Genomic DNA, 5,017 nt, shown 5'->3' with positions numbered 1-5,017 from the left:
ATTGTTGTCTGCGGTGGCAATGTCGGCATTTATAAGCCTGTTCTTGGAATACAAAAAAGAAAACATACTTAAAAAAAACAAAGACGCACTCTCTTTTTTAATCTCCGCTATCATTTCATTTATATATTACATCGCTCTTAAAAACACGGCGGATGCAGGAGTAAAGGATATGCTCTACCTCGGCTTTTACGGCATCATCCCGTCTTTAATACTCATAGGCATATACCTCATATATTCAGCAGAAAACGAAGACACACTCTTTGCCCATATATTCAAATCTTTTATGCTCGGCTTTTTTGTATCTTTGATAATATACATAGGGCTTACTCTTTGCTATACCGCTTTTGACATACTGGTTTTAAGCCTTAATATTCACTTTTACGCAACCATAGCCGTCTTTTCTTTCGTTTTTGTGTTTGTAAACCTCTTTTTGTCTTTCATACCCAAAAAAGGAGAAGTGAAAAAACTTCCAAAAACATACACAAATATCATAAAAAACGTAATGTTTCCCATATACGTTCTTCTTCTTGTGATTCTATATTTGTATATAGCAAAAATCATAATTACAGGAAACATACCAATCGGAGAAATGAACCTATACGCCTCTTTGGCTCTTCTTGGATTCGTATTTTTGTATTTGAATCTTAAAAAGGAAAATACAAAAGCAGTCATCCTCTTCAAAAAATACGGAGGATTTATATTAATCCCCGTAATAATAACCCAGCTTGTGTTCATCGGCATAAGAATAAACGCTTACGGACTCACTCCCCTAAGGTGCCTGTCTCTTGCCATGATTTTAATCGGGGTGATGTTTTTAATATCTTCCCTTACCAAAATGAACATAAAATACCCGTTCTTAATAGGCGGAATAATACTCCTTATCGTAACAATCTCACCGCTTAATATTTATTCCGTATCCAATAAAACTCAGGAAGCAAGGCTTATATCCGTAATGGAAAAATACGACATCTACAATAGTCAAGGCTCAAAATCTCTTAAAGACAAAAACATATCCGAAGCGGATAAAAAAACAATAGAAAGCTGCCATAATTTCTTAGTAACCTCTCCCGGGATAAAGTCTGATTTTGTAAAAAACATCAAAGACAAAAAAGACACAGAATATCTCTACGGCTTTAAATTTGATACCGAGGAAGACTTGTCCGATTTTGACGATTATGAAAATTACTACTATACATATAACTTTCAAGATAAAAAAATCGACATAAAAGATTACAAAAGCATATACCAAATAAACACACAAAGCAAAATCACAAAAGAAAAATTCAAAGACGAAAAGAAGCTTAAAAACTACTTCATGAAAGTATACGAACAAAACGGCAAAAAAAGCAACGATGACACAGTGCTGGTATACACCCCGGACAAAGACACAAAAATAATATTCGATTATATCAACATAACCCTGGAAAATTCAACCATAACATCTTACGACTACAGCGGTTTAATGCTGTGTAAATAAATATATTACAGTTTTTGTTTGCTTTTTGTTATTTTATGTTATAATGTAAATAATATTGTATACGGAGTCAGTAATATATGAAAGTTAAAATTAGAGAATCTGAAGAAAACTACTTGGAAACAATCCTGATTTTACAAAAGAGAAAGGGAAACGTCAGATCCATAGATATCGCAAACGAACTTGATTTTTCAAGACCAAGCGTATCAAGAGCAATAAAACTCATCAAAGAGAAAAAATATATAACCGTCGAAGAAAACGGACTTATCAAACTTACCAAAGAAGGAAAAGAACTGGCGGAAAGAGTTTATGAAAGACACCAGGTAATCGGAAATATGCTGGTAAAGCTTGGCGTAAGCGAAAAAACAGCATACGAAGATGCCTGCAGAATAGAGCATGTCATAAGTGCGGAAACCTTTGAAAAAATAAAAGAACATGCCGAAAAAAACATAATGTAAAGTACTGAAACGAAGAATCAAACTTCTTCGTTTTTTTGCTTTTTTTGACAAAACTTTAATTGCAAGTACATCAATATTATGTTAAAATAAAATGAACTTTGAAGGCAAATACATATTTGTGAATTTTTAGGAGGTAAATATGATTTATACACAAGAAGTAGAAAACATGTGCGTAGTTAAAAAAGGCGCAAATCATGGCCCTGCACCTATTCCTGAAGAAGGAAAATGGGTTAAATCAAAAGAAATCAAAGATATAAGCGGTCTTACACATGGGGTTGGCTGGTGTGCACCTCAACAAGGAGCTTGTAAACTTACACTAAACATCAAAGACGGTATCATCGAAGAAGCTTTGGTTGAAACACTTGGATGTTCTGGTATGACTCACTCAGCTGCTATGGCAAGTGAAATCTTAATCGGTAAAACTTTACTTGAAGCGTTAAACACAGACCTTGTTTGTGACGCTATCAATACAGCTATGAGAGAATTATTCTTACAAATCGTTTACGGAAGAAGCCAATCAGCTTTCTCTGAAGGCGGTCTTGCTATCGGCGCAGGTCTTGAAGACTTAGGTAAAGGACACAGAAGTCAAACAGGTACTTGCTACGCTACAACAAAAAAAGGACCTAGATATTTGGAATTATCTGAAGGTTACATAACAGAAATCGGTTTAGACAAAAACGATGAAATCATCGGTTACAAATATGTAAACCTTGGTGTTATGATGCAAAATATTAAAAAAGGTGTCGATCCTATGGAAGCTATCGAAAAAGCCAGCGGTAAATACGGCAGATTCGACGAAGCAGTAAAAACAATCGACCCAAGAAACGAGTAGGAGGGAGGAAATAAAATGGCATTATTTGAAAGTTACGAAAGAAGAATCAAACAAATCGAAGAAGTTTTAAATAAAGACGGTATCAAATCACTTGAAGAAGCTAAACAAATCTGTGATGACAAAGGTATCGATGTTGCAGGTATCGTAAAAGGAATCCAACCTATTTGTTTCGAAAACGCATGTTGGGCTTATACGGTAGGTGCTGCGCTTGCTATCAAAAGAGGAGCTACTACAGCCGTAGAAGCTGCAAAAATCATCGGGGAAGGTTTACAGGCTTTCTGTATTCCTGGTTCTGTTGCAGACGACAGAAAAGTAGGTCTTGGTCACGGTAACCTTGCTAGCATGCTACTTTCTGAAGAAACAGAATGTTTCGCTTTCCTTGCAGGTCACGAATCTTTCGCTGCTGCTGAAGGTGCTATCGGTATCGCTAACTCAGCAAACAAAGTTAGAAGCAAAGACTTAAGAGTTATCTTAAACGGTCTTGGTAAAGACGCTGCTCAAATCATTTCAAGAATCAACGGATTCACATATGTTCAAACTGAATTTGATTACTTCACAGGAGAATTAAAAATCGTTAACGAAACAGCTTACTCAGACGGTCCAAGAGCCAAAGTAAGATGTTACGGTGCTGACGATGTTAGAGAAGGTGTTGCAATCATGCACAAAGAAGGCGTTGACGTATCTATCACAGGTAACTCAACAAACCCAACAAGATTCCAACATCCTGTTGCTGGTACATACAAAAAAGAATGTATCCAAGAAGGCAAAAAATACTTCTCAGTAGCCAGTGGTGGTGGTACAGGTAGAACACTTCACCCAGATAACATGGCTGCAGGTCCTGCTTCTTACGGTATGACTGATACAATGGGAAGAATGCACTCAGACGCTCAATTTGCCGGTTCTTCATCAGTTCCTGCTCACGTAGAAATGATGGGTCTTATCGGTATGGGTAACAACCCTATGGTTGGTGCAACTGTTTCAGTTTCTGTTGCAATCGAAGAAGCCAGCAAATAGTCTTTTTAAATAAATCAAAAGATACCTTTTATAAGGTATCTTTTTTTTATTTAAATCCTTTCTTTCTCATACCCCCTACCCTAATCACGTATCTTAAAAATTCACATATAGGTAATCTATAGCTACCCTATTTTTTAGAAATACAAATACAATAAAACAATTATAACTCTACTGGACACTAAGTTACCTATAAAAAACATCAAATAATACGAATCACCTACGCAATAGAAAAACAGAGTAACTGCAACTCGCCTATCAGAATGCTTAAATATAAAAGATTATTCATAAATTAAATATTCTTATATCAACATAATAAGATTACCCATTTGATGAAATAGTAGTAAATAATATGGAAATTGTATATTTTGATAATATGAAATAAAATAGTTATAACTTATCTAGTAAAATAAAAAGCTCAATTAAATAGTTGAACTTTTTACAAATAACCTTTTTATCATTTTTCAATCAACTAACATAAAAGAGCGGAAGGTGTTCATTTCTTCTTTTTAGGTTTAGGCATTGGTAACTCATCATACATAGCATTAAACAATCCTGTCAAAAATCCTTTATTATCAACGTCATCTACCAACAACATTTCTTTTGCCCCTTGATAAGGTAATTCGTACAAGGCTGACGACATATAACTAACTGCCGATTTTACTGGTTTAACAAGCAATCTATCATCATAGATACCACCTACAATTTTACCATTATAATAAATAATAAATTCGCCCATCATAGCTTTATAGGAAATTTCATCTAACTCAGACAGTTGTCCTAAAATAAATTCTAAGTATTTCATACTTGATGGCATATTTCCACCTCAAATTCTAAATTCTCTTGTTTTTATTATAACATTCCTATAAGAAAAGAACAACAAATCAATTCGTCGAAACCACTTAGTGATTCTGACAAACTTACTAAAAAATTATATTTTAATTTCAAGCTCAATAGCCTTCTCTCTATTTTGTTTTCATATTTGCAGTTGTAATTTTTGCAAGTTATTATGCTATGCACCCTTAAGTCAAACCTCTTTAATATAATTATCGTGTAAGGATCATTTTAAACTTTATATTATAATTATATAATTTTTACATACATAATCGCAACAGATCAATAGACAGATACAACTTTCTACCTATAATACACTAGATTATCTATAAGTTCCCTATTTATATAACAGTTCAATAGGGTAGCTATAAGTTACCTATTCGAATGCTTTATAAAAGATTATTCATA

Annotated in this window: 5 protein-coding genes; 4 read left to right on the top strand and 1 reads right to left on the bottom strand. The window is 34.1% G+C overall.

Features of this window, described 5'->3' with window-relative positions:
* The 4 genes from QZ357_RS09755 to QZ357_RS09740 form a co-directional block, all read left to right on the top strand.
* The coding region (locus tag QZ357_RS09755; RefSeq protein ID WP_290776653.1) for a DUF4153 domain-containing protein at positions 1 to 1,477 on the top strand (1,477 nt) is incomplete at its 5' end.
* Positions 1,478 to 1,554: 77 nt separating this feature from the next.
* Complete coding sequence (locus QZ357_RS09750; RefSeq protein WP_290776649.1) at positions 1,555 to 1,932, top strand: metal-dependent transcriptional regulator; 378 nt, start codon at positions 1,555 to 1,557, stop codon at positions 1,930 to 1,932.
* A 139-nt stretch (positions 1,933 to 2,071) separates the two neighbouring features.
* Entirely contained in the window at positions 2,072 to 2,764 is a 693-nt protein-coding gene (locus QZ357_RS09745; protein WP_290776647.1) for a hypothetical protein, read from the top strand.
* Positions 2,765 to 2,779: 15 nt separating this feature from the next.
* Positions 2,780 to 3,778: a GGGtGRT protein gene (locus QZ357_RS09740; protein ID WP_290776644.1), complete on the top strand. Its 999-nt coding sequence runs from the start codon at positions 2,780 to 2,782 to the stop codon at positions 3,776 to 3,778.
* Positions 3,779 to 4,271: 493 nt separating this feature from the next.
* Here the strand turns inward: QZ357_RS09740 and QZ357_RS09735 are convergent, their stop codons facing one another.
* Positions 4,272 to 4,592 carry a TfoX/Sxy family protein gene (locus QZ357_RS09735; protein ID WP_290776642.1) on the bottom strand — a complete coding sequence of 107 codons (321 nt, stop codon included), beginning with the start codon at positions 4,590 to 4,592 and terminating at the stop codon, positions 4,272 to 4,274.
* Between the last annotated feature and the right edge of the window lie 425 nt (positions 4,593 to 5,017).

Source organism: Anaerofustis sp. (genome assembly GCF_019420015.1).
Lineage (GTDB): Bacteria > Bacillota > Clostridia > Eubacteriales > Anaerofustaceae > Anaerofustis.
Note: the sequence above shows the minus strand (reverse complement) of the source record. Positions and strands in the feature narration are given on the sequence as shown.